The sequence below is a fragment of the Thermomicrobium sp. 4228-Ro genome (assembly GCF_026241205.1).
Classification (GTDB): domain Bacteria; phylum Chloroflexota; class Chloroflexia; order Thermomicrobiales; family Thermomicrobiaceae; genus Thermomicrobium.
The window spans coordinates 1,808,453-1,832,890 of sequence record NZ_JAPFQM010000001.1; the positions used below are offsets into that span (position 1 = coordinate 1,808,453).

The window sequence follows — 24,438 nt, forward strand, 5'->3', positions numbered from 1 at the left end:
TTCGAACATCCGTTCCAGGTATACTTTCCCCGAAATCGGGAGCGCGCCCACGAGTGGGCACGGTTCTCTGGGAGTGTACCAGTGCGGCAACAACGGCGAGCCGGCGGACGGCCGGCGATCACCCAGGCGATGGAGGACTATCTCAAGGTGATCTATGCCCTCGAGCGCGAGGAGGGGCGGGTCACGACACAAGCGATCGCCGCGCGCCTTGGGGTCCAGAGTCCATCGGTGACCAATATGCTGAAGCGTCTCGCCGCGCTGCATTTAGTCGAACACCAACCCTACCGCGGCGTTCGTCTGACGGAACGAGGCCGGGGTATCGCGCTCGAGGTGATCCGTCACCATCGCTTGTTGGAACTCTTCCTCGCCGAAGTGCTCGACTACCCCTGGGAAGCGGTACACGAAGAAGCTGACCGGCTCGAGCATGGACTGTCCGAGGAGCTCGAGTCCTGGATCGATGCGCGGCTCGGCTATCCGACAGCTGATCCGCACGGTCATCCGATTCCACGGGTCGATGGTTCCCTTCCCGAACGGCCTTGCGTCCGTCTCGATGGCGTTCGGCCCGGACGTGCTGTCGAGGTCCTCCACGTGGCTGACCACGATCGAGAGCAGCTGCGTTACCTCGCTGAACTCGGTATTCGCCCCGGTACGCGTGTCGAAGTTGTCGAGCGACTCCCGTTCGAGGGCCCACTCCGCATTCGCGTCGGTGACCGGGAGCACTACGTCGGACCGTCCCTCTCACGGGCAGTGTACGTCGCAGCGGAAGGTGTGGGTGCGCCTGCGCCGGAGTCCGAGTAACCGCGAGATCGGGAACGGAGCGTGATCTTGCAGCAGTTCCAGGTCGTGGGTATCGTCCGTACGCAGGAGATGACGTGAAGACGAGGGATCGAGCGATGCCGCGTTACCGGTGGCGCGAGCCAGCTGCGGTACCGGACTGGGCATATTCACTGGCTGACCATCCACTCGTTGCGGCGCTCCTCTACCGGCGCGGCATTCGCGACCCGCAGGCTGCTCAGCGCTTTCTTGTCCCTTCGTTGGACGATCTGGCTGATCCGCACGAATTGCCGGAAATCGACCGTGCAGTCGACCTCATCGCGCGGACGAGTCGAAACGGTGGACGAGTCGTCATTTTCGGTGATTACGACGTCGATGGCCTGACGGCGACGACGCTCCTCGTCCACCTCTTTCGATCCCTCGGAGTCGAACCGGTACCGATGGTGCCGCACCGACTCCGGGACGGCTATGGATTCCGGTCCCACCATGTGCCGCGCGTGCTCGAGCACCGTCCTGTTCTGCTGGTCACGGTCGACTGTGGCACTGGGGATTGGGAGGCCCTAGAAGCGGTTCGGCAAGCGGGTGTGCCGGTGATCGTGCTGGATCATCACGATGTTCATGAGGCCGCGTGGCCCGCGGAACTCGTCTTCGTTTCGGCAAAACGCAGCGATACACCGGCCCCCTTCCGGACGCTGGCAGCGGTCGGCGTGGCCTATCAGGTCGCTCGGGTCGTCTTCGGTGATCGTCGCGCTGTACGCTGGTTGCCGCTCGTCGCACTGGGTACGGTCGCGGACGTGGTCCCGCTCGTCGGAATGAACCGGGTGTTCGTGGCGCTGGGGTTGGACTCCTTTTGGGATGATGCCCCGATCGGCTTGCGTGCGTTGGCCGATCACGCTGGCTTACGAGCTGGTAGCCATCTCACTGCCTGGCACTGCGGATACATTCTCGGCCCGCGGCTGAATGCAGCTGGACGCATGGATGATCCAGTTCTCGCACTCGAGCTGCTCTTGACCGATGACGCGAGTAGGGCACGCGAGTTGGCACGCACGCTCTCGGAGCTGAACGCGGAGCGGCAGCGCGCGATCGAACGGATGTTGCGCGATGCCGAGGGGCGACTGCGCGCCCGACAGGCGCTACCGCCGGTACTGGTGCTGGCGGACGAGACGTGGCACGTCGGTCTGGTCGGTCTGGCAGCCAGCAAGTTGGTCAGCCGGTACGCTCGGCCAGTCGTCTTGTTGTCGCAAGAAGCCGAGGTGAGCCGTGGTTCCGCCCGGAGCGTCGACGGCTTCGATATCTCGCTCGCGCTGGAGCGTTGTCGCGATCTCTTGCTCGATCACGGTGGGCACAGTGCTGCAGCCGGACTCACGATCCCGACGGAGCGGATCGCCGAACTCGAAGCGCGTCTCCTCGAACTGGCCTGGACAGCGTTCGGGAGTGATGGACCAGCGCTTCCGCTCGACCTGGATCTGGAACTTCGACCATTCCAGATCACCCTCGACACGCTGGACGTGCTGGCACGACTCGAACCGTTTGGGCACGGGAACCCTGTACCGCGATGTCTCGTGCGCGATGTGCTGGCCATGAATCCGTCGGTGACGCAGGATGGACGACACGTTCGTTTCACGGTGGTGGCTCGGGACGGAACAGTGCGCCAGGCGGTCTGGTTCGACGGGGGGACCGAAGTCGATCGCCTCCGTGCGGGTGAACGCATCGACATAGCCTTTACACTTCGCCGGAACAGTTGGAACGGTGGCGAGCGAGTCGAGCTCGACGTGATCGACGTGCGGCCGACACAGGGTCGATCAGCAAGGAGCGAGCGAGCAGAGTGCGTCGTCGATTAGGGCGATACTCACGATCTCCCGATCGCCTGCACGAGTTGCCGGACCCGTTGCTCGTCGACCGGGTTCTCGGTTCTTCCCCCCACCTTCGTCCACGTACCGACGATCGCTCCATCGGCGCAGGCGAGATAGGAGCCGACGTTGTCTGCCGTCACGCCACTCCCGAGAAAGAGCCGAACGCTCGGAAATGCCGCGCGGAGCCTGGCGACGTCCGCTGTATTCGGAGGCTGACCGGTTATCTGGCCGGTGACGATCAGGGCATCGGCGAGCCCACGCTGGACGGTGTCGCGTGCCGCGTCTTCCAGGGATAGCGAGGCAAGGGGAGCAGCGTGCTTGACGAGGACGTCGGCCCAGATTTCCACCGGTGTCTCGAGTAACTTGCGGTAACGAAGCGTTTCATCGGCACGGCCCTCGATGATGCCCTGATCGGTGAGCATGGCACCCACGTGGACGTTAACGCGGATGAACTGTGCACCGGCCATCGCAGCGATACCGAGTGCAGCCTGCGCGTCGTTGCGGAGTACGTTGACGCCCACTGGGAGGCCGGTCGCTCGTTTGACCGCGTCGACGATGAGTGCCATGCCTGCGATGACATGTGGCGCAACACGTTCCTTCGGGAAGGGAGCGTCGCCGTAGTTCTCGACGAGGAGCATGTCCATCCCGCCTCGCGCGTACGCCTCGGCGTCACGCAGGGCGCGCTCGCGAACCTCTGCGAAGGCGCGGGCGCGCGGGCTACCGGGCAGGGGCAGGAGATGGATGACGCCAGCCAGTAAGAACCTGTGCGTTCGTTCCGTTCGCATCACCGTCGCACCGTTACGAAGGGACGCCGAATTCTGCTTTCCCGGAAGGAGCATACTTGAAACCGGCGAGGGGTAGTATGGCAGTAGAGACCCACGAGGAAACCTTGTCGATACACGAACTCGCCGAGCGGAGCGGCGTCCCGCCCCGTCGTATCCGGTACTATGTGGCGAAGGGGCTCCTCCCACCTCCGTTGGGGCGTGGACCGAGCGCGAGGTACGGTCGGCAACACCTCGAGCGCCTCCGCGCGATCAAGGAACTGCGTGAACGTCGCCTGGGTCTGGAAGCGATTCGAGAACGCTTCGCGCAGTCCTGGCCGGAGACTCCAGCAGGGCCCTCGCTCTGGCACCAATGGGAGCTCGCACCGGGAGTGCTGCTCTGGGTCCGAGTCGATTTGCCGGAGGACGAGCGCGAGCGGGTCGCTGCTCTCGTCGATGTGGGACGACGGTTGTTGCGGCGGGACGATAGCACATGACGGAACGCTATGAGTCCAGAACTGCTCTCGAACCGATCGTACACATTCTCCGTGCGGCCGGTTACTGGGCCTATTCGTTGTACGGCGAAGACGGGCGCTGGCTGGTCGCCTGTGACACTGAGGCAGGTCGTGTCGACGTGAGGGTCGGGAGGGATGGCTATCTCGTCGAGGTCTGGGATGTCTCTCCTGGCCTGTTCTATAACGAGGAGGACGAGCGCCGGCGAGTCGTACACGAGCGACTCGCTCGCCTGACGTTGGCCCGTCTCGCAGAGACGATACGACGCGCGCCGCTCGAACCGGGCGAGGAACTCCTGGCCGATCTCTGGTGGGACGACAACGAGCATGGAGTAGGGGCGCGTCTGAGCCTCGAGATTCCCTTCAGTGCCAGCGGTCAATTACCGTCGCTCGTCGAGATACTGCTGGAACAGTTGAATGCATTGATCGCTCGGGTCGAGGAGCGTCTCCTGGACTGAATGGAAGGAGAATACTTCGATGGTAAACGTCGGTATTGCAGACTTGACGCTCGAGCAGTGGCGACGGCTCCTGCGGGTGGCACTCGGTGCAGAACCGGCCGATCTCGTCCTGCGTCGTGCCCGAATCGTCAATGTCGCGAGCGGGGAAGTCGAAGAAGGCGATATCGCGATCGCGTACGGGCGGATCGTCGGGATCGGTGACTATCCGGAAGGGCATGAGGAACTCGACGTCGCTGGCTCCTATGTCGCCCCGTCGTTCATCGACGGGCATGTGCACGTCGAAAGTTCGCTCTTGTGGATCGACCAGTTCGCCCGTGCGGTCGTTCCGCATGGCACGGGTGCAGTGGTGACCGATCCGCACGAAATCGCGAACGTTGCCGGCCTGCCTGGCATCCAGGCGCTGGCGGAGGCCGCCGGAAAGCTTCCGATAGGCATCTTCTTCACGATCCCCTCGTGCGTGCCGGCGAGCCCGTTCGAAAGTGCTGGCGCGGTTCTGGGCGCGCGAGCGATCGCTGAGGGACTGGCATTGCCGAATGCCGTGGCGCTCGGCGAGATGATGAATTTCCCCGGAGTCCTCGCCGGCGATGCCGAGATCTACGAGAAATTGCGGCTACCGGCCCGTCGACGTGATGGCCATGCGCCTGGACTGCGTGGGCGTCGCCTCAACGCGTATGTCGCTTCCGGTATAGGGTCGGACCACGAATCGACCCAGCTCGAGGAGGCGCGCGAGAAGCTGCGCCGGGGTCTGCGCATCATGATCCGCGAGGGATCGACGGAACACAATCTTCTCGAATTGCTCCCGCTCGTGACCGATACAACCTATCCACGCTGTTGCTTCGCGAGTGACGACCGGGACTGCGCGACGTTGCTGCACGACGGTCACATGGACGCGGTGGTGCGGAAGGCGGTCGCTGCTGGTCTCGATCCGATCCGGGCGATTCGGCTCGCGACCTTGAACACCGCGGAGTACTGGGGGCTCGACGGGTACGGTCTGGTCGCACCTGGATACTGGGCCAATCTCGTCGTGTTCGACCGGCTGGACGATATCCGACCATCGCTCGTGCTGTACAAGGGCGCGATCGTCGCACGTGACGGGCAGGCGCTGTTCACCGTCGAGCAAGCGATTCCGGAGTGGTTACTCGATACCGTCCATGTGGCACCGGTTGATCGTGGGCAACTCCGGATTCCCGCCACCGGTCGTCTGACTGCAGTGGAGGCGATTCCGGGCCAGATCGTGACGCGGGCGATCGAGGTGGAACCGACGCTCCGTGACGGTGAGGTCATCGCTGATCCTGATCGGGACTTGCTGAAGCTCGTGGTGGTGGAGCGGCATCGAGCCACAGGACGGGTCGGTGTCGGTCTCGTCCGTGGGTTCGGGCTGAAGCGGGGAGCGATCGGGTCGTCGATCGCCCACGATGCGCACAACATCGTCGTCGTCGGTGTGGATGACGACGATATCCTCTGCGCCATCGATGCGATCGTGTCGATGAAGGGCGGGCTGGTCGCGGTCGTCGGCGCTGAAGTGAGAGCGAAGCTTCCGCTCCCGGTGGCAGGGATTCTCTCGCCGGAACCGCTCGAGCGGGTGGCGGAGGCATACGAGCGCGTGGAGCAGGCGGCACGTGAGCTGGGCAGTACGGTTCCGGCGCCGTTCGCGCTCCTCTCCTTCATGGCGCTCTCGGTGATTCCGGAGGCACGCGTGACCGATCAGGGGTTGGTCGTGTTACGCTGAGTTCGGCGCCGTACCGGGCCAAGAGCGGAGCCGGTTCCGAGCCACCGGAGCGGCGTGGATCCGCAGAAGCGAGCTCTCGTGTGGTATACTGTTTTCGAAAACTGGGGCGCCGTAGCCAAGTGGCCTAAGGCAGCGGTCTGCAAAACCGCGATTCGGCGGTTCGAATCCGCCCGGCGCCTCTGTTTCTTTGGACTGCTCGCGAGCGAGCGCCCTGGACTCACGTTCCCCGTGTGTCGTGTTTCGCTACTAGCCAATTAGAGAAGTTCGGTGCGTTCCTCTGCGCGGCTCGCACTGGAGAACGCATCAGTTTTCGAGGAGGATGATCCGATCGACCCACTTGACGCTCGTCGTGCAGGCGGCTTCCGGTACGAACGAGCGCCAGGGACCTCCGTGTTCGGGAGGCAATGGCTCCCCGTTCAAACGGTCGCAAAGAAGAGCGCGTGCTGCTTCCTGAGCGTCGAGTATGACGACAGAGTCTCCCGCGCCAACGACGACGCTGCTGAGCGCGCCGCTGTACTTGGCGAACCAGAGCAGGTCACGGAGTGAGAGACCCGACCATCGTTGTGGGGGCGTCTGCCACCCGTGAGAACAGACGAAGGGCATGGTGACTTCGAATCGTTCGAGAGGAGCGAGGTCGTCCGGTCGATAGCAGGCGAGCAGGCGCGCCCCGACGTACACGTGGAGTCGCGGGTTCGCCGGGTACCGCTTTGTACTCTCGGGAACGGGGAACTCCGGGAGAGTCGGCAGAGTACGCATCGCGCTCGCTCCGGGTGTCTCAGTCTCTTCGGGCAACAGTGTGCCACAGAGTTCATCGAGGGCGAGCAGCTCGAAGAGTGGAGAGCCGGTCGCATGCGGCTCGGGATGGCCGGGGGCGTGCTTCGGTCGAGCGTCGCGGTCCGTGACGATCAACGCTCGGGTGCGAAATCGTTCCAATGGTGTTTCGGAGGAAGGAGTAGAACGATGACAGTGGAACGCGTCGAACGAAGCGAGACGATCTTCCAGGGGCGGTTGCTTCTCGTCCGCCGGGACGAAGTCGTCTTACCAGACGGTTCGCATTCGATCCGGGAAGTGGTGCACCATCCCGGCGCGGTCGCGATCTTACCTGTGCGGCGTGACGGAAGCGTTGTCCTGGTTCGGCAGTATCGGCATGCGGTGGGGCGCATGTTGCTCGAGGTTCCGGCAGGCACCCGTGAACCGCACGAAACGCCGGAAGCGTGTGCCGCGCGGGAACTCGAGGAAGAGACTGGTTATCGGGCGACCGAGATACGTCTGTTGACGCGCTTCTTCGTGAGCCCCGGTTGGACCGATGAGGAACTCAGTGTCTATGTGGCAGAGGGGTTGGAGCGCAGCACGCCCCGTCCGGCACACGATGAGCGATTGCAAGTCGTGATCCTTTCGCCAGATGAAGCTTACGATGCGGTCCGTCGCGGGGATATCTGCGATGCCAAGAGTGTCGTTGCGTTGCTCGCCTTCTTCGGCTGGAAGCTGGCCTGATGTACCGAAACGGCATAGTACGTACATCCACAGTGTGTACTCACCGTCCTAGGACCGATGATTCTTCCGGTGTGACTAATTCCGCATCGCGCAATCATCTCGCTCGGTGGAAACTTGTAGCGAACATTCCGACCAAGGGGTGGAGGGATGGCGATGCGGAAGAGGGCGAACGGGCGGCGGGAGCAAATGCGAGTGCTCGTCGTGGACGATCATCCGCTGTTCCGGGTAGCACTGCGGCGATTGTTGCACAGCGAAGGGTACTTCCTGGTCGTCGCCGAGGCATCTTCGGCTCATGAGGCCGTGCAGCAGACCGACATTCACCGGCCGGACGTCGCGCTGATCGATGTACGTTTGCCGGGGATCAACGGGCTCCACGTGGCACGGCTGCTGAAGCGGCAGCACCCGAGACTCGCTGTCGTGCTCCTGTCAGCTGACCAGGACGAGCAGTGGCTGCTCGGTGCCTTGCAGGTCGGTGCGGCAGCGTTCTTGCCTAAAGATGCCGAGCCTCGCGAGATTCTGGCGGTCTTAGAAGCAGTGGCAGCTGGTGAGGATCGGCTCGCGCAGCAGATCCTCGAAAAACCCGACCTCGCTCGACGCGTGCTCGGTGAGCTGCAACGCTACGTCAGTGGAGAGAGAACTCCGGAGGTGGTGGACGCAGCGTTGACGGTGCGCGAGTTGCAGGTGCTCGACTGCGTAGCCCAGGGGATGTCGAACAAGGAGATTGCGGAAGCGTTGTTCATCACCGAGCAGACGGTCAAGAACCACATGACATCCATACTCCGAAAACTCGGAGCGCAGGATCGGGTCGACGTGATCCTCGCGGCGGTCCGCAACGGCTGGGTCGCGATCACTCCCGCTCGGCAAATGGGGTTGCCTGCATAGCGACCTCGGCCAGGGCGATATCGCGGCGGTAGGTCATGCCGGGGAAGCGAATCGATTCGATCGCGGTGTACACCCGCTTGCGTGCGGCAGCGAAGGTCGGAGCGACTGCAGTGACGTTCAGGACGCGTCCCCCCGCGGTGACGATCTGCCCATCGTCGCGCCTGGTTCCTGCGTGGAAAACGAGCACGTCATTTGGCACGTCGTCGAGACCCGCGATCGGGAGTCCGGTGCGGTAGGTTCCCGGATAGCCGCCCGATGCCAGGACGACGGTGACCGCGACGCCTGGGTACCAGTGCAGCGTACCGATCTCGTGGAGCGTGCCACGAGTGGCTACCAGGAGAAGCGCTGCCAGGTCGCTTCCGAGGAGCGGCAGGATGACTTGTGTTTCCGGATCACCCAACCGGCAGTTGAACTCGAGGACTTTGGGCCCCTCGGCCGTGAGCATGAGCCCAGCATAGAGGACGCCGCGATAGACGATGCCGCGGCGGCGCATTTCTTCCAGGGTCGGTACGACGATCCGTTCGAGGATCTGCTGCTGGAGTTCTGGTGACACGTCCGGTACCGGTGCGTACGCTCCCATGCCACCCGTGTTGGGGCCAGTGTCACCATCACCGAGTCGCTTGTAATCGCGTGCCGGCTGGAGCGGTACGACCGTCTCGCCGTCGGTCACGACGAGAAAGGAAGCCTCCCGCCCGACAAGGAATTCTTCGATCAGTACCTGATCGGCAGCCGAACCCAGGCCGCGTTCGACGAGCATCCAGTGCAGGACTCGTTCGGCTTCATGGCGGTCGTTGGCGATCACCGCGCCCTTGCCGGCCGCGAGCCCGGATGCCTTGACGACGAGCGGATAGGAGAAAGCGGTGAGAGCGGTGCGCGCCTGATCGAGGTCGCTCACGATCGTCGCGCGCGCCGTCGGGACACCGGCTGCTCGCATCACGTCTTTCGCCCAGGCTTTGCTGGCTTCGATACGGGCTGCCGCCGCAGTGGGGCCGAAGGCGAGGAGCCCCTCCTCCTGAAAGGCATCGACGAGTCCCCGAGCGAGTGGTTCTTCCGGGCCCACGACCGTGAGATCGACGCGATGCTCACGGGCAGTCGCAACGAGTGCGGGGATGTCTGTTGCAGCGATGGGAAGATTTTCGGCAATCGTCGTCGTACCACCATTGCCTGGTGCCACGAGAACCCGCGAGACGGATGGGGAACGCGACAGTGCCCAGGCGAGCGCGTGTTCTCGCCCGCCGCTTCCGACGACCAGGACAGTGAGCCCGCGTGGTGCCATCGTGTTCACTCCCACTCGATGGTGGCCGGCGGCTTGGACGTGATGTCGTAGACGACGCGATTCACACCAGGTACTTCGTTCACGATCCGGTTGGCGAGCCGGGCAAGGAGGTCGTCCGGCAGTCGCGCCCAGTCCGCGGTCATGGCATCGGAACTCGTGACGGCCCTGACAGCGATAACGCGAGCATACGTCCGTTGGTCACCCATCACGCCGGTCGAATAGACCGGCAGGAGGACAGCGAAGAACTGCCAGAGTGCATGCCCGAGTCCGGCTGCTTCGATCTCCTCGCGCACGATCGCATCGGCTCGGCGCACGATCGCCAGCGCTTCCTCTGTCACTTCCCCGAGTATCCGTACGGCGAGACCGGGCCCTGGGAAGGGCTGGCGTTGCACGATTTCTTCGGGGAGGCCGAGTAGGCGACCGATTGCCCGTACCTCGTCTTTGAATAGGTATCGGAGTGGTTCGAGGAGTTCGAACTGGAGGTCTTCCGGTAGTCCGCCGACGTTGTGGTGCGTCTTGATCTTGGCGGCGGTCTTCGAGGCATGTCGCGCGGCGCTCTCGATGACGTCCGGATAGAGCGTCCCCTGTGCCAGGAAGCGGAATGGCCCTCGCTCGCGCGCGACCTGCTCGAAGACACGCACGAATTCTTCACCGATTCGCCGACGCTTCTCCTCCGGGTCGACGACACCACGCAAACGTGCGAGGAAACGCTGGCGGGCATCGACCGCGACTAGCGGCATGCGGAAGTGCCGTCCGAAGACCTCGCGAATCGTTTCGGCTTCCCCTTCCCGCAGGAGACCAGTATCGACGAAGACGGGAGTGAGCTGGTCGCCGATGGCCCGGTGGATGAGGGCCGCGACGACGCTCGAGTCGACCCCACCGGACAGGGCCAAGAGCACGCGATCGCGACCGACTCGTTCGCGGATCTCGCGTATGGCTCGCTCGACGAACGATTCCGGCGTCCAGGTCGGTCGACAACCGCAGACATCGTACAGGAAGTTCCGCAGAATCATGCTCCCGAGTGGCGTATGAGCGACCTCGGGATGGAACTGCAGGCCGATAAGGCTTCCCTTCGCCATCGCAGCGAACGGGGCGTTCGCTGACCGGGCTAACGGCAGGAAGCCGGGCGGGAGTTCGTCGATGCGATCTCCGTGACTCATCCAGACGTCGAAACGGTGGGGGAGGTTCGAGAAGACCGGATGCTCCGTGACGACCTCGACGACAGCAGGGCCATATTCTCGTTCGCTCGCCGGGGCAACCTTGCCACCCAGCGCGTGGGCGAGCAACTGCATACCATAGCAGATGCCTAGTACGGGGAGTCCGCTCTCGAGCACCCAGCGTGGAAGCTGTGGCGCACCTGGCTCGTAGACGCTCGCGGGCCCACCGGAGAGGATAATTCCCTTCGGTTCGAGATGCTGAATCGCCTCCCACGTGACATCGTGCGGTACGAGTTCGCAGTACACGTTGGCTTCGCGGACACGGCGGGCGATCAACTGAGCATACTGCGAGCCGTAGTCGAGAATGACCACCGCATCGGTGACGAGAGAAGCGATTCGTTCGGCACGTTCCGGGACATCGGTCGGTCGGGACACGTCGTGCCGCCTCCGTTCAACGGCGCTCATGAGCGTCCACGTCGAGCGAACGGACGTGGACAACAGCTCGATTGTACCGAACACTGGAAGATGATCAGGGCGTGGTGGCTGAGTGAGCAGCGGGGAATGGAGCAGGTATGCCTGAGCTACGGATCGCGATGCTCATTTCTGGAGGTGGGCGTACGCTCGCCAACCTGCTGCGGGTGCAGGAGCAGGGTGACTTACCAGGGCGGATCGTTCTCGTCGTGAGCAATCGGGAGCGTATTCCCGGCAATGAGATCGCACGCCAGGCTGGCGTCCCACTCGTGATCGTGCCGTCGCGTGGGTTGTCGGAGGAGACGTTTGCCGAGCGGGTCTATGCGGAGCTCGATGCTTATCGGATCAATCTGGTGTTGCTCGGAGGGTTTCTCCGGCGCTTGCCCGTGCGGCCCGATTACCGGTGGCGGATCATGAACATCCATCCATCGCTGTTGCCACTTTTCGGCGGTCGCGGTATGTACGGTGAGCGTGTGCACCGTGCCGTCCTGGAGAGCGGGATGAAAGTTTCCGGCTGCACGGTTCACTTTGTGACCGACGAGCTGGATCGGGGGCCGATTATTCTGCAGGCATGTGTCCCGGTCGAAGAAGACGATACACCCGAAACGCTCGCTGCGCGCGTCTTCGCCGAAGAATGTCGGATCTATCCAGAAGCAGTACGGCTCTTCGCTGCAGGCCGCCTCGTCGTCGAGGGGCAACGTGTCCGCATACTGCCTGTCCCTGCACATGGAAGGGTGGAGGAACCATCATGAATGCGTTGTCGTATCGTGACCAGCTCGACACGCCGTGTCTTGTGGTCGACCTCGATCTCCTCAGGCGGAATATCGAGGAGATGAGCACCTATGCACGATCGCGTGGCCTCGCGCTGCGACCGCATCTGAAGACGCACAAAACGGCGGAAATCGCGGCGCTGCAACAGCAAGCCGGGGCAGTCGGCTTTACCTGTGCGAAGCTGGGGGAAGTCGAAGCACTGGCCGATACCGGTGTGCTGGACGACGTGCTTGTAGCCTATCAGATCGTCGGCGCGCCGAAGATCGGTCGCCTGCTGAGCCTGCTCGACCGCGTCCGGCTCACGGTCGCTGTGGACAGTATCGCTGTCGCAGAGCCGTTGAGCCAGGCGGTCGCCACTGCTGGAAGGCAGCTCGACGTCGTGATCGAGATCGATACCGGCTTAGGACGGGCCGGTGTCGCTCCGGGCGAGCCAGCGTTGCGTTTGGCTCGCGAAGTCGTCCAGATGCCGGGTCTGCGTCTCCGCGGGCTCATGACGCACGAGGGGCACGCTGGTCGGGCAGCGACTCGTGAAGAGATGGAGGAAATCGCACGAAGAGCAGGAGAAGCGATGGTGACGACCGCGAACTTGTTGCGACGATCCGGGATCCCTATCGAGGTCGTCAGCGTTGGCTCGACACCAGCAGCGTTCGCAACGACGCAAGTCGAGGGCATAACGGAGATGCGACCGGGTACCTACGTCTTCTACGACGCTGCCGCGTTCCGTTTTGGCCGCATCGGCCCGGATCGCGTGGCCTTACGCGTCCTGACGACGGTCATCAGCCGGCCAGCACCGAACCGTGCGATCATCGACGCTGGAAGCAAGACTCTGACGACCGATCCCCCGCCGCCAGGACGGAATGGCTTCGGGTATCTCATCGACTATCCGGATGCCACGATCGTGCGGCTCAACGAGGAACACGGGATCGTCGAGTTCCCACCAGGATCACCGGTTCCGGCGGTCGGTGATCGTCTCGAAATCATCCCGAACCACGTCTGCCCGGTCGTCAATCTCCAGGACGAGCTCTTCGTCGTCCAGCATGGCCAGTTCCTCACCACGTGGCGTGTCGTGGCACGAGGCAAGGTTCGGTGACTTCCCGATCAACCCGGCGGTGGCAGAATCTGGTCGCGGGCCCGGAGTTCCTGGAGACATTCGTGGCAAACGAGAACGAACTCCGCGTCGGTCATCCCGATCTCGTCTCCACGTATCGCTCGTGCTTCGCGCCTGGGAAAGGTGTGTTGACACAACGCACACGTGAAAAACTCCTGGTCACCGAGGAGTTCGCGCCGGAGGATCAGCTGTTCTTCTTCTTGCATCCTCAGGAGGGCCTTTCGCTGGTCACTCGATTCCGAACGTATCCCATGGTTTCCTGCACCGACTCAACCGGCCCGGTGAGTGCCTGCATCGTGGCGAGGAGCACCTCATCCAGCATCATCGTGAGCTCGCTCAGGAGACGCACGACGCGACGAGTTGGAATTTCCTCCCGTTCGGCGAATTGGGCGATCGCGATATATGTCGGTGCGCGGAACGCGAGGAATGCTTCGACCGCCTCGGCCGGACTCAGCCCAGCCGCAGCGCTCAGTTCGCCGTAGCGACGCCCGATCGCTCGGCCGGCTTCGATCAAGGAGGTACGGTCGACAGCACGATTGACGATTCGGAAGGCGAGGTCGACGAGCTGCTTCCCGAGAGCCCGAAGTTCGGCGAGATGCTCTGGGCGATATCGCCGATACCAGGGTCGGGTCGTGACCTGGTGAATGAGCTGCGACTGATAGAGCGAGTACGAGAGATCAGTCAGCGCCTTTCGGGACAACCGGCGTCGCGGACGCGTCTCGCTCCGCAAGACGGCCAGGAGGTCGGCTTCGCGATAGCGCCGGTGGCCCCCCGCTGTCCGGTAAACGGGAACGAGCCCGGCGTCACTCCAGCGGCGAAGCGTGGATTGCCCGACACCGAGGAGACGTGCTGCCTCGTCGATCGTGAGCCAACGATCGTTTTGGGTTGCCTGAGGTGTCTGTGTCCGTTGCACGCGCGCTCCCTCGCTACGCCGTCTCGTTCGTGCCCGTTCATTGTACCGCTTCGGCAAGGTTTTCGGGAAGCGGGAGAGGAGGGTGCTGATCGAATGGGTAGCTGCGCGAGCGGAGCGCGGCGAGCAAACGGTCGCGTGCGGCCAGGATACACGCGTACGCATCAGGGTCGCGCTCGCGGAGGCCGCTCGTCTCCAGCTCCTCTTCGTCCAGGACGGCGAGGTGCCCCTCCGCGTTCACCACGACATCGATGTACAGATCGCGCCAGTAGAGCTCGTTCTCGACGAGGAAGGCCGGGCAAGCGACGTTCGTATACCAACCCTTGAAACGTCCTGCTGCATCGTACAGCGCGAAGGCATTGATGGGTTCGATCAGCGAGAAATATTCGACCAGTTCGTCACCGCATTCGAAGCGGATCGGTCCGGAGACGACCGTCCCGAGGCTCCAGCGTGCCCGAAGGACGACCCAGCCGGGAAGCCCGGCTTGGGTCGTCCCACGATACCGTGCGACGGGCTTGCCCAACGGATCGAGTTTCACGACAGTCAGTTCGCGGTACGGTGCCATGTTCATGCGCGTGACTGGTCTCCGGTCACCCGTTGCACGATGTCGAGCACTTCTCGCGCCTTCTGCTGCAGCAGTTCAGGTGTCGTCGCTTCGACGTTGATCCGGAGGAGCGGTTGGGTGTTGGACGGTCGAGCGTTGAACCACCAGTCTGGGTACTCGACCGTGAGGCCGTCCAGATGATCGATCTGCCCGTCGCGGAAGTGCTCCTCCAGTGCCTGCAGCACGGCTGTGACGTCACGCGCTTCCACGTTGATTTCACCCGAGCGGTAGTAACGGTCGATCGGCGCGATCGCCTGCGAGACGGTGACTCCCTCGCGCGAGAGAAGCTCGAGCACGGTCACGGCTGCGATGATGCCCGAGTCGGCATACCAGTTGTCTCGGAAATAGAAGTGTCCTGAGTGCTCCCCACCGAAGATCGCGTCGTGCTGCCGCATCAGGGCTTTGATGAAGGAGTGACCGACTCGCGATCGGATGGGAATACCGCCGTACTGACGGATCGTCTCGGGAACGGCGCGCGAGCAGATCAGGTTGTAGACGATCTTCGCGCCAGGATGCTTCTGGAGCAGCGCTTTCGCGACGAGGGCAGTGACCATATCACCGCCGACCAAACGTGCCTGTTCGTCCAGGATGAACATGCGGTCAGCGTCACCATCGAAAGCGATACCCATGTCTGCCCCGTGCTCGCGTATCGCGCGCTGCACGTCTCGGACGTTTTCCGGTTCGATCGGATTGGGCACATGATTGGGAAAGCGGCCGTCGAGTTCGAAGTACAGCGGTATGATGCGCACCGGTAACCGGCCGAGGACCTTGGGTGCGATGAGCCCGCCCATACCGTTTCCTGCATCGACCGCAATCGTGAACGGCTTGATGACGTTAGGGTCGATGAACGACAGGACATGTTGGGCGAAATCATCGAGGATGTCGCGCTCCGTCAGTGTCCCCCGCCGTTCTGGCTCCGGAAAGTCCCCCTGGACGACGAGGTCACGGATCTCAGCGATACCGGTATCGAGGCTCAGCGCCTGCGCTTCCTCGCGGCAGAGCTTGAAGCCGTTGTATTCGGGCGGGTTGTGGGACGCGGTCACCATCACGCCGCCGTCGAAACGATAGTTTCCGACGGCGAAGTACAGTGCATCGGTGCTCACCAGCCCGACGTTCGTGACATCGACGCCTTGATCGAGGAGCCCGCGAATGATCGCGTCAGCCAAGGCGGGGGACGAGACACGCATGTCTCGTCCAACAACGACCTGGCGGGGGCGGAGAAACAGTGCAAACGCTCTCCCGATGCGGTAGGCGAGTTCCTCATCGAGTTCGTCCGGATAAATCCCGCGGATATCATAGGCCTTGAAGACGTTCGTGATCGCCCGTGCCATCGTCCGTCCTCCTTTCGCTCGGGCCAGGCTCAGAGCGGATTCGGGTCATGGAGGAAGGTGATTTCCAGTCCGAAAGCCGACGACAGGTGGCGTGCCAGTGCTTGCACTCCCAAACGCTCGGTCGCCTCGTGCCCCCCGACGATCACCGTCACACCGAGTTCCCGCGCGAGCGCCATCGTCGTCTCGCGGGCCTCACCGGTCAGGAACGCTTCGCACCCGAGAGCCGCTGCCTCCTCGAGTGCGCTCGCACCCGACCCGCTGAGAATCGCGACCTGCCGGACAACGGGAGGGCCACCGGACAAGACGATCGGCGGCCGCCCGGTACACTGCTGGACCGCCGCCACGAGTTCATCGAGCGAGCGGGGCTCGTTGGCGCGCGCCACCCAACCGATCGGCTGCCCAGCTACCTGGGCGAAAGGCTCCGCCGGTTCGAGACCCAGCGCGAAGGCGAGCTGCGCATTGTTCCCCAGTTCTGGATGTGCGTCGAGCGGGAGGTGGTAGGCAATGAGACTGACCTCGTGCACGAGAAGCGGGCGCAGGCGTTCGCGCACGATACCGGTCAGGCTGCGCAGGCCGTCTCCCCAGAACAGACCGTGGTGCACGAGGAGCACATCGGCGTCCCAGGCCACGGCGCGTTCGATCGTTGCACGGTTCGCACTGACGGCGACCGCGAGCCGTCGTACCGCCGTCCGGCCCTCGACTTGCACGCCGTTGGTCGCTGCATCGCGGAACCGGCTCGACTCGAGTAGCTGGTCGCAATAGCGAACGAGGTCTCGAAGGGCAATCATGTTGCGACTCCTTCCCTTCGATTCTGCCATGCCGACTCCTTGGTGAGTCGTATACTGGCATTGAAAGGACTGGAAGCGATGCCGACGATTCAGCCGGAGTACGCAGTCGATTTCCACCTCCACACGCTGGCGAGCGACGGCGGATGGACGGTGGAGGCGCTCATCGAACATCTCGCAGAGCGTTCCTTTCGCATCGCGGCAGTCTGCGACCACGATACGATGGCTTCTGTTCCACATGCTGTCGAGTTCGCCCAGCGGCTCGGGCTGACGATCGTCCCCGGTGTGGAAGTGACCACGCGTTGGGACGGTCGACAGTGGCATGTCCTGGTGTACGGGATCGATCCCGTCTCATCGAGTGCGCGAGCGTTCCGAGCCATACTGGACGAACTCGCTGATCGACTCTGGGCCGCGTCCGTGGACGCGGTGATCACGCTGGAGCGGAAAGGCTACCGCTTACGCTCCCTCCGCGAGGTGGCCGCGGGGCGGCCGCTGCGACCGTATCACGTGCTCGTCACACTCATCCGGGAGGGCTATGCGACGAACCTGGCCACGGCGCACGAGTTGACGAAGCGGCTCGGTGAGCCGATGCAGGTCGATGTTCCGCTGGAACGAGTCGTGGCCGCTGCCCATGCTACTGGCGGCGTGTGTATCCTGGCGCACCCGGGGCGTGACGACGGCGTCGGCGTGCTCGATGAGGAGACCTTGGGACGCCTCCTCGCGGCCGTACCGATCGATGGGCTCGAGGTGTACTATCGCTCGCATAGCGCCGAGCAGAGCGCGCGCTTCCGGAGCTGGTGCGAGCGGTTCGGGCTCCTCGCCAGCGCTGGTTCCGACTCTCATGCTCCCGGTGTGCCGGTCGATCCGATTCCCTACCGTGCCGCATGGGTCGCAGGCTTGCTCGAGCGGCTGGGTTTCGATGTGCCAATACCGCTCGAACAGACCCGCGCATCGAACGGGAAGTATGACTGAGTCCACTCTTACCGGACCAGCCCGTAGAGTCCAGCACCGAACGTGATGAGGCCGGTACCGGCGAGGACGACGATCCAGACGAGGTCGACATTGAACCAGGCACGGTTCAGGATCTGAACACCGAGTTCGCGATAGACGACCAAGGCTGTCAGCGTCATCGCGCTGAACATCGCGAGCGTATGCACGGCGACGGCGAGGATCCCGAGTGTCAGAGACTGACTCGGCAGGTGCAGGCTGTGCTCGCTCATCGGCGGAGTCTGGGGGGTGAGGGCCGCGATGACTGGTGCGAGCATGAGGCCGGCACCATGAGCGGTAGCCATGAGAAACGACCAGAGAGCGAGCTGCAGCGCATTCGCTCGGAAACGGGTCCGTGGATGGCGTGTGCGTCGCCAGATGCGCCAACCAGTGAAGAGCAGGAGCACCGCACCGGCACCGGTCAGCACGACCGGGCGTGGGAGTGTCGCACCGAGAAGAGCTGCGGCGATCGCGACGACGCCAACCGCACCAGCATGACCGAGCGCGATGGGTACCAGCGCGCGGAACACCGCTGACAGTCGACGCTCCTGGAGGCCCAGCGCGACGGCGAAGAGCCAGCCCATAGCCGGGTTCAGCCCGTGGAAGAAGCCGAGGGCGACGAGCGAGCCCCAGGCCCAGACCTCCTGTCCCATCGATCGAGAAAGCCTTCCGAATCCGAGACAGGAGAACGCCCCTGGTCGGCCAGGGGCGTTCTCCTGTGCAGGCCAATCCACTCACGGGTAGCAGTACGAGTCGCTCGATGCGTCGCCACCCTGGAGGCGAATCTGGTGGGCGCGCTGGTCACCGAAGTCGACGAAGAAGTTGGGGTCAAAGGACATGCCGCCTTCGGGATCGACGTCGACCTTCACCATCCAGCCGCGGATCCCGTCTGGATAGAACTGAGCGTCCCACGGGAGATAGAGCGAGTTCGTGAAGTAGATGCGTCGGCCGTCTCGGCTGACCTCGACCATCTGCGGGCCACCGTTGAGCGGACCGGAGACGGCCGGATGACCGGCCCGGCGCACGATCCCACCGATCTGGAGCACGCCGGTGAGCTTCGGCTCGAAGGGGTTGGACACATCGTATTGACGGAGTTCACCGGTCCCCCAGCAGGAGACGTACAGGAAGCGATCATCGACACTGAGATCGATGTCGGCAACGAGGGGTGGTACGGCTTTGAACGGCTTCAGAATGTCCGGAAGCTGGTCTTCCTCCGCTGGCTCTGCTGGAATCTCGATAACCTTCTGGATCTTCCACTCACCGTTGTGGCGGTACCACAGCCAGATAGAGGACGAGAGATCCTTCAGGCTGACAACACTGTTCACGAAGCCGTAGGCCTTCGTGGGATCGTGGGCCGGACGGAGTTCGAGAATCATCTGCTGTTCGGGCCCGAGGTCGAGTGCCTGGAGCCGGCGGCGGCGGTGCAGATCCCAGATGTGAATGCGGTGACCGTATTTCCCGGCCAAGAGTTCCTCGCCGAGCACACCGTTCTCGACCATCCGCGGCGTGCCCCATTCGCTGGTGATCATCGTGTCGTAGCCGAGGTGCCACCAGAAGTCATAGTGCAAGTACTGGTCGCCGCGGTCGATTTCCCATCGCCCGAGCACCTCGAACGTGTCGTGGTCGAGGATAAAGATGCCGCCTGGGCCATCCCCTTCAGGCGTGCCGAACGCGGAGATGTAGATGCCGTCCGGCCCGCAGTGCACGGTATGCGGCCGGGCGTAGTATGCGCGCTCGTAAAGCTCTTCCGGCTCGATCACCTTGACAACGCGCGGTGCCGTCGGATCGTCCTTCGTATCGAGAAGAGTGATGTGCGAACTCCGGATGTCCGGTACGACGAGGTAGCGGCGTTCGACGTGTGGGTGCGGCGCGTTCGGGCAGAGCATCGAGCTGCAGGCGTTCCAGCCGAAATGGTGCAGCTCGCCGCCGGTGTACGGCATCTCGGTCACGCCGACGACTTCGCCGTACGTGCTGGAGGAAGGATCGACATCGACGACGCACATCGCGTCGGGGCGGCCGTCGCCGTTGGGATTGATGCGAACGACGTAAGCCAGTTTTTCGGGCGGTGCCTTCATGGCGAGACGGGGTGACGGGTAGAAGGTCGGATCCGGGCGCCAGGTTGCCATCGCTACACCTCCTGAATCCTTCGTCCTTTCCCGCTTCCCTCTTCCGTTCGTCACCGAGCGAGTACCGGTTCACGACTCGTCTTCGCTCTCGGTCAGGAGCGAGCGGCGACGCTCGCGTTCGTACTTCTGGATCGCTGCTTTCAGGACGCTGAGAGCGAGCGAGGCACATTTCGGTCGCGATCGGGCCGCTTCGAGGCCGACGAGCTCTTGCACCAGGGTAAAGTCCGCGGCAGCCACGCGGCCAGTCGTCCAATGTCCCTCGTGGAGCCGTTCCATCAAGAGCGACGCCGCGGCCTGACTCACGCCGCAACCGACTCCTGTGAAGTGCGCATCTTCGATCGTCTCGCCGTCAGCACCGATTTTCAGGTATATGGTCACCACGTCACCGCACTCCGGATTCCCTCCTTCGACGACGACCGTAGCATCCTCGAGTGCACCCTGATAGCGCGGGTTGCGGACATGGTCACGGAGTCGATCGAACGCGCTTTGGGTCATCCCCCACCCCCGTTGCCTCGCAGCGACCTGCCCGGGAGCGATCGCGATACCCAGCAACAGACTGTTCGGTACCTCCGCTACTGCGGGACGATCGGTTGGCGAAGGAAATGCTGGCACCTGCAGCCCACGGTCCCTCGCGATCCCGATCGGTCAGCGCTGTCCACTCCCGGTCAGGGAAGGTAGTCGAAATGTGCTTGAACGTGGCTGACATTGTGGCGTCTCCCCAACGAGGGAGCAGCGAGTACGCTCGCTGCTCCCTCGTCGATCAACGCTCGATCGGTAACCCGACCACGTTCCCCCACTCCGTCCAGGAGCCGTCGTAGTTCCGTACCTTCGGGTAGCCGAGCAGTTCGTGAAGGACGAACCAGGTGTGCGACGAGCGCTCGCCGATGCGGCAGTAGACGATGACTTCCTTATCGGGTGTCACGCCCTGGTTCTCATAGAGCTGACGCAACTCCTCGGGCGACTTGAAGGTCCCGTCTTCATTGACGGCCTGGGCCCATGGGATGTTGGCAGCACCCGGGATGTGACCACCACGGAGCGCACCTTCCTGTGGGTAATCGGGCATATGCAAAAGCTCACCCCGGTATTCGCCCGGGCTGCGGACGTCGACCAGGGCACCACGCGGCTCGGCCACCTTCTGCCGATCGCGATAGCCGATGAAGGCGAGAACCTCGTCGCGGAGGGCGCGCAGTTCCGGATTCGGCTTCGGAACCGGATAGTTCGTACGCGGGTAGGTCGGTACTTCGCGGGTCAGTGGGCGCCCCTCAGCTTCCCACTTCTTGCGGCCACCGTCCATGATGGAGAGCGGGCCATGTCCCATGTATCGGAAGAACCAGAAGGCATACGCGGCCCACCAGTTGTTCTTGTCACCGTAGAAGACAACTCGTGTCTCCGGGGTGATACCGAGCCGCGAGCAGAGTTCTGCGAACTGCTCAGGACCGATGAAGTCCCGGACGACTGGATCCTGGAGGTCCGTGTGCCAGTCGATCTTTACCGCTCCCGGGATGTGCCCGAGTTCGTACAGCAAGACATCCTCGTCCGACTCGACGATGCGGATATTCGGGTCGTTCAGGTGCTCGGCGACCCACTCGGTCGTCACCAGCGATTCCGGATGCGCATAACCGCGTGCAGCGATACGGGGATCGATCTCGATCGTCGCCATGCTCCACCTCCGCGCGTGGTCTCAACTTCTTCCACCGCGAGACAATTTCACGTTACTACGCCAAAATCCGGTTGTCAAGTCTCATGAGCGGGTGCCTTCTGGTGGACTCACCTCGAGAGTCATGTCGATCGGCACCGGGCTGCGGAGGACATCGGACACCGGGCAGAAGCGCTCGGCGCGCGCCAGGAGATCCCGGAGCCGCTCCTCGGGTTCTGGGCTCGTGATGTGCACAGCGATCTCGATGCGCTGGAAACCTGGACGGATTCCTGAATCGATCCCGAGAAAGCCACGCAAATCGAGGTCTGCAAACACCTCGACCTCCATATCGTCGATCCGGAGCCCGAGTTGCTCCGCCAGGATCGCGAGGGTGAGTGCCTGGCAGGAGCCAAGTGCGACGAGCAGGAGTTCAGCCGGGTTCGGCCCACGGTCGGTCCCACCGAAGGCCGGTGGTTCGTCGATGATCAGCGGCTCGAACGAACGGACGTGCCCGATCGCCTGCGTTCCGCCGGACCAGCGCACACGGACACCGGTGGTTCCGGTCGCGAGGCTGGGGTTCGCGCGGATCGCAGCTGCGAGGTTGCTGAGCGCTTCCTTGACGGCTGTTGCCTGGATATGCACTGCCATACGGCTCGTCCTCCCAATATCAAGCACCAGCAAACGCGCACAGGACATCTCCAACGCGCAGGCCGGTAGCCGGTTGGAATCTCAGAGGATCGTTCGTTACCGCTCGCTCAGCGGAACGAGGAGGTCAGCGAGGGCTACAGTCGCAGATCCGAGGCCAGAAGGAGTACACCCCGATCATCGAGGGGCACGGGGGAACACGCAACGGTTGGAGTCGTTGACGAGCGAGTCGTTGAGCTGAACGTGTCATCACGATCCGAGCCACGCGGCAGCTCCCCGAGCGAACCGACTCACGGATCCACAGTTTACTCCTGCCTCGTCTGACGAGTCAAGACTGGACAAGTGCGCGAGCGTTATCGGGCAGGCGACTCGGACAGGACGAGCTATCGATTGGGCAGCCGAAGCGTTTTCGGGCCGATCGTGCAGGAGGTCGTTTCGGCAGCACAGCGCTCCCCCGGTCAGTTCGCACGCAGAGCAACGAGAGGGGAGCGAACCCGTTCCGATCGGTTCGCTCCCCGATCGAAGTTCCTTTCGATGCCTCAATGGCTGAGCGCTGCTGGTGGCCGAGCATTCGAACGACGGAGTGGTACCTCTGGAATCAACATCGTACAAAGCAGAGCGAACGCCAAAATGATCGTGCCGGTTAAGAAGACATGGTCGAGAGCCGTCGCCAGCGCCATTCGGACGGCGCTGAGCACGAGATCGAGCAGTTGCTGACCCTGCGGGCCGAAAGCCGCAGCTTGCTGGCGCATCTGTTGCATTGCCTCCGGACTCATGAAGACTTGTGGATTTTCGAGGGCAGCCAGACGTTCAGGAGGGACGAGTGCGCGGATCTCGTTCGGAATACGTCCACCGAGTTCGCTCTGAAAGCGGTTCGTCATCACCGTGCCGAGAATGGCAGCGCCGACGGTGCCACCGATCGAGCGAAAGAAGGTCAGGGCAGAGGTCACTTCACCGAGTCGCTCGGGGGGGAACGCGTTCTGCATCACGATCGTGAACAGGCTCATCGTGGTCCCGATCCCGAGGCCCAGGACGATCATATTGCGAACGACGGTGGCGTTGGTCGTCCTCACATCCATGCGAGACAAGAGAAACATACCGAGTGTGGCGACTGCGACGGTGGCGATCGCGAGGACCTTGTAGCGTCCTGTGCGGGAAAGGATCTGTCCGCCGACGACGCTCGAGAAAACAAAGGCAAGCATCATCGGGGTCAGCACGGCGCCGGAATTGGTCGCAGTACGACCGAGCACTGCCTGGACGAACAGTGGCAAGTAGAGGATGGTTCCGAACATCCCGATCGCGATGAGGAATGCAGCCAACAGCGTCGGCGTGAAAATACGATTTTTGAAGAGGCGCAAGTCCAGGATCGGTTCCGTCGCTCGGAGTTCCGCGACGGTGAAGAGGACGAGGAACAGAACGCTCACGACAAACAACCCGATGATGCGCACTGATCTCCAGGGATACTCGGTGCCGGCCCACGAGAAGGCGAGCAGCATCGGCGTCACGCCAGCGACAAGCAACGCCGCACCGAGGTAGTCGATACGATGCTGGCGTCCACTCGCCAGCTTGGGCATCGTGAGACCGGTCGTGAGCAACGCGAGCAGGCCGATCGGCATGTTCACGTAGAAGACCCAACGCCAGCCCCAGTGGTCCGTGATCCAGCCGCCGAGGCTCGGCCCGATGATGGCACTGAACCCGAAGACGGCTGCGAAGAGCCCCTGCCACTTCCCGCGCTCCGCCGGTGGGAACAGATCACCGACGATTGCGATTGCGATGGGGAAGAGAGCGCCGCCACCCAGGCCCTGGAGGGCTCGGAACAGGATCAACTGCGTCATGCTCTGCGACATCCCGGAAAGAGCAGAGCCGAGGAGAAACACGACCATACCGAACAGGAAGAAGGTTCTCCGTCCGTAGATGTCGGAAAGCTTGCCGTAGAGTGGGACGGTGACGGTCGATGTCAGCATGTAGGCAGTGAAGACCCACGCATAGTGCTCGAGGCCTCGTAGTTCGGCGATGACGCGCGGCATGGCTGTGCCGACGATCGTCTGGTCGAGCGCAGCCAGGAGCATGCCCAGGAGTAGGCCGGGGAGGATGAGCACGAGGCGGTGTCGTTCCGGGGCATGCGCGCGTTCCACCGAAGGGGCAATCGTCTGCGTTTCCATAGATCA

Annotated in this window: 25 protein-coding genes and 1 tRNA gene; 11 read left to right on the forward strand and 15 right to left on the reverse strand. The window is 63.2% G+C overall.

The window, feature by feature from the left end; genetic code table 11:
- Positions 1-81 precede the first annotated feature (81 nt).
- Positions 82-798 carry a metal-dependent transcriptional regulator gene (locus OO015_RS08510; protein ID WP_265940802.1) on the forward strand — a complete coding sequence of 239 codons (717 nt, stop codon included), beginning with the start codon at positions 82-84 and terminating at the stop codon, positions 796-798.
- A gap of 95 nt (positions 799-893) precedes the next feature.
- The gene (recJ, locus tag OO015_RS08515) at positions 894-2,615 is read left to right on the forward strand and encodes a single-stranded-DNA-specific exonuclease RecJ (protein WP_265940803.1); all 1,722 of its coding nucleotides are present in this window, start codon (positions 894-896) and stop codon (positions 2,613-2,615) included.
- Positions 2,616-2,623: 8 nt separating this feature from the next.
- Here recJ and OO015_RS08520 read toward each other — a convergent pair whose 3' ends face one another.
- Positions 2,624-3,412 carry a BtpA/SgcQ family protein gene (locus tag OO015_RS08520; RefSeq protein WP_265940804.1) on the reverse strand — a complete coding sequence of 263 codons (789 nt, stop codon included), beginning with the start codon at positions 3,410-3,412 and terminating at the stop codon, positions 2,624-2,626.
- A 77-nt stretch (positions 3,413-3,489) separates the two neighbouring features.
- Between OO015_RS08520 and OO015_RS08525 the strand changes: the two genes are divergently transcribed.
- The 4 genes from OO015_RS08525 (at position 3,490) to OO015_RS08540 (ending at position 6,266) form a co-directional block, all read left to right on the forward strand.
- On the forward strand, positions 3,490-3,885 hold the full coding sequence (locus OO015_RS08525) for a helix-turn-helix domain-containing protein (protein WP_265940805.1): 396 nt from the start codon (positions 3,490-3,492) through the stop codon (positions 3,883-3,885).
- Positions 3,882-4,358: a hypothetical protein gene (locus tag OO015_RS08530; protein ID WP_265940806.1), complete on the forward strand. Its 477-nt coding sequence runs from the start codon at positions 3,882-3,884 to the stop codon at positions 4,356-4,358. The genes OO015_RS08525 and OO015_RS08530 overlap by 4 nt, the downstream gene beginning before the upstream one ends.
- Before the next feature lie 19 nt (positions 4,359-4,377).
- Positions 4,378-6,087 carry an adenine deaminase gene (ade, locus tag OO015_RS08535; protein ID WP_265940807.1) on the forward strand — a complete coding sequence of 570 codons (1,710 nt, stop codon included), beginning with the start codon at positions 4,378-4,380 and terminating at the stop codon, positions 6,085-6,087.
- A 105-nt stretch (positions 6,088-6,192) separates the two neighbouring features.
- Positions 6,193-6,266 (forward strand) — tRNA-Cys (locus OO015_RS08540).
- A 124-nt stretch (positions 6,267-6,390) separates the two neighbouring features.
- On the opposite strand, the gene OO015_RS08545 is transcribed toward OO015_RS08540, so the two are convergent.
- Positions 6,391-6,843, reverse strand: a complete 453-nt coding sequence (locus tag OO015_RS08545) for a molybdopterin-dependent oxidoreductase (RefSeq protein WP_265940808.1) — start codon at positions 6,841-6,843, stop codon at positions 6,391-6,393.
- 204 nt (positions 6,844-7,047) lie between these two features.
- Here OO015_RS08545 and OO015_RS08550 point away from each other — a divergent pair, with 204 nt between their 5' ends.
- Both OO015_RS08550 and OO015_RS08555 read left to right on the forward strand, forming a co-directional pair.
- Positions 7,048-7,581 carry an NUDIX hydrolase gene (locus OO015_RS08550; protein ID WP_265940809.1) on the forward strand — a complete coding sequence of 178 codons (534 nt, stop codon included), beginning with the start codon at positions 7,048-7,050 and terminating at the stop codon, positions 7,579-7,581.
- 153 nt (positions 7,582-7,734) lie between these two features.
- Positions 7,735-8,463 (forward strand): response regulator, encoded by a 729-nt coding sequence (locus OO015_RS08555; RefSeq protein WP_265940810.1) that lies wholly within the window; start codon positions 7,735-7,737, stop codon positions 8,461-8,463.
- Here the strand turns inward: OO015_RS08555 and purD are convergent.
- Both purD and guaA read right to left on the reverse strand, forming a co-directional pair.
- Positions 8,429-9,739: a phosphoribosylamine--glycine ligase gene (purD, locus tag OO015_RS08560; protein WP_265940811.1), complete on the reverse strand. Its 1,311-nt coding sequence runs from the start codon at positions 9,737-9,739 to the stop codon at positions 8,429-8,431. The genes OO015_RS08555 and purD overlap by 35 nt on opposite strands.
- 5 nt (positions 9,740-9,744) lie before the next feature.
- Positions 9,745-11,361: a glutamine-hydrolyzing GMP synthase gene (gene guaA / locus OO015_RS08565; RefSeq protein ID WP_416236574.1), complete on the reverse strand. Its 1,617-nt coding sequence runs from the start codon at positions 11,359-11,361 to the stop codon at positions 9,745-9,747.
- Positions 11,362-11,468: 107 nt separating this feature from the next.
- Between guaA and purN the strand changes: the two genes are divergently transcribed.
- Positions 11,469-12,119: a phosphoribosylglycinamide formyltransferase gene (purN, locus tag OO015_RS08570; protein ID WP_265940813.1), complete on the forward strand. Its 651-nt coding sequence runs from the start codon at positions 11,469-11,471 to the stop codon at positions 12,117-12,119.
- The gene (locus OO015_RS08575) at positions 12,116-13,228 is read left to right on the forward strand and encodes an alanine racemase (RefSeq protein ID WP_265940814.1); all 1,113 of its coding nucleotides are present in this window, start codon (positions 12,116-12,118) and stop codon (positions 13,226-13,228) included. Before purN ends, OO015_RS08575 begins: the two co-directional genes overlap by 4 nt.
- Positions 13,229-13,236: 8 nt before the next feature.
- Here OO015_RS08575 and OO015_RS08580 read toward each other — a convergent pair whose 3' ends face one another.
- Genes OO015_RS08580 through OO015_RS08600 form a run of 5 tightly spaced genes read right to left on the reverse strand, consistent with a single transcriptional unit; the run spans position 13,237 to position 16,879 of the window.
- Positions 13,237-13,452 carry a hypothetical protein gene (locus OO015_RS08580; RefSeq protein WP_265940815.1) on the reverse strand — a complete coding sequence of 72 codons (216 nt, stop codon included), beginning with the start codon at positions 13,450-13,452 and terminating at the stop codon, positions 13,237-13,239.
- A 2-nt stretch (positions 13,453-13,454) separates the two neighbouring features.
- Complete coding sequence (locus tag OO015_RS08585; protein ID WP_265940816.1) at positions 13,455-14,159, reverse strand: helix-turn-helix domain-containing protein; 705 nt, start codon at positions 14,157-14,159, stop codon at positions 13,455-13,457.
- Between the two features lie 37 nt (positions 14,160-14,196).
- Positions 14,197-14,727, reverse strand: a complete 531-nt coding sequence (locus tag OO015_RS08590; RefSeq protein ID WP_265940817.1) for a DUF402 domain-containing protein — start codon at positions 14,725-14,727, stop codon at positions 14,197-14,199.
- Positions 14,724-16,091, reverse strand: coding sequence for a phosphoglucosamine mutase (gene glmM, locus OO015_RS08595; RefSeq protein ID WP_265940818.1), 1,368 nt, complete (start codon positions 16,089-16,091; stop codon positions 14,724-14,726). Before glmM ends, OO015_RS08590 begins: the two co-directional genes overlap by 4 nt.
- Before the next feature lie 29 nt (positions 16,092-16,120).
- Positions 16,121-16,879, reverse strand: a complete 759-nt coding sequence (locus tag OO015_RS08600) for a Nif3-like dinuclear metal center hexameric protein (protein ID WP_265940819.1) — start codon at positions 16,877-16,879, stop codon at positions 16,121-16,123.
- Positions 16,880-16,957: 78 nt separating this feature from the next.
- Between OO015_RS08600 and OO015_RS08605 the strand changes: the two genes are divergently transcribed.
- The gene (locus tag OO015_RS08605) at positions 16,958-17,848 is read left to right on the forward strand and encodes a PHP domain-containing protein (protein ID WP_265940820.1); all 891 of its coding nucleotides are present in this window, start codon (positions 16,958-16,960) and stop codon (positions 17,846-17,848) included.
- Between the two features lie 8 nt (positions 17,849-17,856).
- Here OO015_RS08605 and OO015_RS08610 read toward each other — a convergent pair whose 3' ends face one another.
- The 6 genes from OO015_RS08610 to OO015_RS08635 all read right to left on the reverse strand — a co-directional run bounded on the left by OO015_RS08610 (position 17,857) and on the right by OO015_RS08635 (position 24,432).
- On the reverse strand, positions 17,857-18,516 hold the full coding sequence (locus OO015_RS08610; protein ID WP_265940821.1) for a hypothetical protein: 660 nt from the start codon (positions 18,514-18,516) through the stop codon (positions 17,857-17,859).
- Between the two features lie 81 nt (positions 18,517-18,597).
- Entirely contained in the window at positions 18,598-19,989 is a 1,392-nt protein-coding gene (locus OO015_RS08615; RefSeq protein WP_265940822.1) for a selenium-binding family protein, read from the reverse strand.
- 69 nt (positions 19,990-20,058) lie between these two features.
- On the reverse strand, positions 20,059-20,484 hold the full coding sequence (locus OO015_RS08620; protein ID WP_265940823.1) for an iron-sulfur cluster assembly scaffold protein: 426 nt from the start codon (positions 20,482-20,484) through the stop codon (positions 20,059-20,061).
- Positions 20,485-20,749: 265 nt separating this feature from the next.
- Entirely contained in the window at positions 20,750-21,649 is a 900-nt protein-coding gene (locus tag OO015_RS08625; RefSeq protein WP_265940824.1) for a sulfurtransferase, read from the reverse strand.
- A gap of 81 nt (positions 21,650-21,730) precedes the next feature.
- Positions 21,731-22,273, reverse strand: coding sequence for an OsmC family protein (locus OO015_RS08630; protein ID WP_265940825.1), 543 nt, complete (start codon positions 22,271-22,273; stop codon positions 21,731-21,733).
- Between the two features lie 536 nt (positions 22,274-22,809).
- A complete protein-coding gene (locus OO015_RS08635; RefSeq protein ID WP_265940826.1) occupies positions 22,810-24,432 on the reverse strand; it encodes an MDR family MFS transporter in 1,623 nt (540 codons plus the stop codon).
- Positions 24,433-24,438 lie beyond the last annotated feature (6 nt).

Excerpts from the sequence above, each read along its gene's own strand:
- recJ (WP_265940803.1), top strand. The coding sequence starts at position 894 with ATGCCGCGTTACCGGTGGCGCGAGCCAGCTGCGGTACCGGACTGGGCA.
- OO015_RS08520 (WP_265940804.1), bottom strand. The coding sequence starts at position 3,412 with ATGCGAACGGAACGAACGCACAGGTTCTTACTGGCTGGCGTCATCCAT.
- OO015_RS08525 (WP_265940805.1), top strand. The coding sequence starts at position 3,490 with ATGGCAGTAGAGACCCACGAGGAAACCTTGTCGATACACGAACTCGCC.
- OO015_RS08530 (WP_265940806.1), top strand. The coding sequence starts at position 3,882 with ATGACGGAACGCTATGAGTCCAGAACTGCTCTCGAACCGATCGTACAC.
- ade (WP_265940807.1), top strand. The coding sequence starts at position 4,378 with ATGGTAAACGTCGGTATTGCAGACTTGACGCTCGAGCAGTGGCGACGG.
- OO015_RS08545 (WP_265940808.1), bottom strand. The coding sequence starts at position 6,843 with ATGCGTACTCTGCCGACTCTCCCGGAGTTCCCCGTTCCCGAGAGTACA.
- OO015_RS08550 (WP_265940809.1), top strand. The coding sequence starts at position 7,048 with ATGACAGTGGAACGCGTCGAACGAAGCGAGACGATCTTCCAGGGGCGG.
- OO015_RS08555 (WP_265940810.1), top strand. The coding sequence starts at position 7,735 with ATGCGGAAGAGGGCGAACGGGCGGCGGGAGCAAATGCGAGTGCTCGTC.
- purD (WP_265940811.1), bottom strand. The coding sequence starts at position 9,739 with ATGGCACCACGCGGGCTCACTGTCCTGGTCGTCGGAAGCGGCGGGCGA.
- guaA (WP_416236574.1), bottom strand. The coding sequence starts at position 11,361 with ATGAGCGCCGTTGAACGGAGGCGGCACGACGTGTCCCGACCGACCGAT.
- purN (WP_265940813.1), top strand. The coding sequence starts at position 11,469 with ATGCCTGAGCTACGGATCGCGATGCTCATTTCTGGAGGTGGGCGTACG.
- OO015_RS08575 (WP_265940814.1), top strand. The coding sequence starts at position 12,116 with ATGAATGCGTTGTCGTATCGTGACCAGCTCGACACGCCGTGTCTTGTG.
- OO015_RS08580 (WP_265940815.1), bottom strand. The coding sequence starts at position 13,452 with ATGCAAGAAGAAGAACAGCTGATCCTCCGGCGCGAACTCCTCGGTGAC.
- OO015_RS08590 (WP_265940817.1), bottom strand. The coding sequence starts at position 14,727 with ATGAACATGGCACCGTACCGCGAACTGACTGTCGTGAAACTCGATCCG.
- glmM (WP_265940818.1), bottom strand. The coding sequence starts at position 16,091 with ATGGCACGGGCGATCACGAACGTCTTCAAGGCCTATGATATCCGCGGG.
- OO015_RS08600 (WP_265940819.1), bottom strand. The coding sequence starts at position 16,879 with ATGATTGCCCTTCGAGACCTCGTTCGCTATTGCGACCAGCTACTCGAG.
- OO015_RS08605 (WP_265940820.1), top strand. The coding sequence starts at position 16,958 with ATGCCGACGATTCAGCCGGAGTACGCAGTCGATTTCCACCTCCACACG.
- OO015_RS08610 (WP_265940821.1), bottom strand. The coding sequence starts at position 18,516 with ATGGGACAGGAGGTCTGGGCCTGGGGCTCGCTCGTCGCCCTCGGCTTC.
- OO015_RS08615 (WP_265940822.1), bottom strand. The coding sequence starts at position 19,989 with ATGGCAACCTGGCGCCCGGATCCGACCTTCTACCCGTCACCCCGTCTC.
- OO015_RS08620 (WP_265940823.1), bottom strand. The coding sequence starts at position 20,484 with ATGACCCAAAGCGCGTTCGATCGACTCCGTGACCATGTCCGCAACCCG.
- OO015_RS08625 (WP_265940824.1), bottom strand. The coding sequence starts at position 21,649 with ATGGCGACGATCGAGATCGATCCCCGTATCGCTGCACGCGGTTATGCG.
- OO015_RS08630 (WP_265940825.1), bottom strand. The coding sequence starts at position 22,273 with ATGGCAGTGCATATCCAGGCAACAGCCGTCAAGGAAGCGCTCAGCAAC.
- OO015_RS08635 (WP_265940826.1), bottom strand. The coding sequence starts at position 24,432 with ATGGAAACGCAGACGATTGCCCCTTCGGTGGAACGCGCGCATGCCCCG.